This is a genomic window from Streptomyces sp. NPDC031225, assembly GCF_055570355.1.
In genome coordinates this window covers 1-1177 of the sequence record NZ_JBVIHJ010000052.1, presented here as the reverse complement: position 1 = coordinate 1177, position 1177 = coordinate 1, and the positions used below count along the sequence as shown (strand labels likewise).

General features: G+C 65.5%; 2 pseudogenes. Both read left to right on the top strand.

Annotation, left to right across the window (positions count from 1 at the left end):
• Window positions 1–97 precede the first annotated feature (97 nt).
• Window positions 98–478 (top strand): annotated as a pseudogene (locus tag ACZ48Z_RS43010) (transposase); the annotation flags it as partial.
• A gap of 223 nt (window positions 479–701) precedes the next feature.
• Window positions 702–910 (top strand): annotated as a pseudogene (locus tag ACZ48Z_RS43005) (transposase); the annotation flags it as partial.
• Between the last annotated feature and the right edge of the window lie 267 nt (window positions 911–1177).

Here is a 1177-nt window from a genome sequence, read left to right as displayed (position 1 = left end):
CACTGCCTCCAACACCACACGCTGTTCGATGAATACACCGCCTACCCAACCGAACCTGCCGCCACAGCTTGACGAGATATGCGCCTGAGGTGTCTGCTTCGCGACCAACACCAAGGGCGGCCAGCTCGCCGACCTCGAACTGCGTCACCGCCGCCGGGCCCGCTGCGAGGACCGCATCCGCAATGCCCGCGACACCGGCCTGCGCAACCTGCCCCTGCACGACACAGCCCAGAACCGGATCTGGCTGGAGATCGTCTCCCTCGCACTCGACCTCCTCTCCTGGATGCCCATGCTCGCCCTGACCGGCACCACACGCCGCTGGGAACCCAAGAAGCTCCGCCTACAGCTGTTCTCCGCCGCCGCCCAGCTCGTCACCACCGGCCGCCGCCACTGCCTCCGCTTCACCACCCGATGGCCTTGGACCGACGAGATCACCCGGGCAATCGACCGGCTCAATGCCTTGCCGAGCCCCGGCTGACCAGCCACACCGACCACCCCAACGATCCGCACCACCACACCGGGAAAGTGGAACCCGGCGCCCACCCGACGCGACACTCGGGCCCTCAGCCTGCCCACCCTCAGCCACCGAAAGCCAAACGGTCCGCCGACTCCGTCGGCGGACCGTCAAGAAAGATCGAGGCTAGTAGTGCTTCGTAACGTCAGGTGATCTCGCCTGGTGTTGGGCATCTTCTTGCCATGAGCTGGGGGAAGCGGAACGACTCCGGAGTGAGTTATCGGAGTTCGTTGCCGATGTGTTCGCCTCGGTCCCACGGCGGGATCAGCGGCGGTGAGGCGAGTGTTATCTGCGGGGCCTGATGCTCGACGGCCGGCGTAAGTCGGTCCAACCGATGGCTCTGAGCGGCTGCCGGACGGGAACACGCAGGCCCTGCAGCAGTTCGTGAACCAGTCGCCGGGAGTCTTGTACGAAGACGCAATCACAGCGGAGGAACGTCAGCAGTGACCGAACCGATCGACCAGCCCGGCGAGCACACCGGACATCCCGCCGCATCTGGTTTCGTAAGTGGGAGCGGGGATCAGGCACACATTCCGTGAGGACGATCACCGGGGTCGGGCTCTGTCCAATGGGCGTCGACGGTGTTCAGACTGCCCACCCGCCGGTGTTCGAGTACGACTCGTAGGAGTACCGAGTGCGGCGGTCCCATTCCTCGCCGGTGAT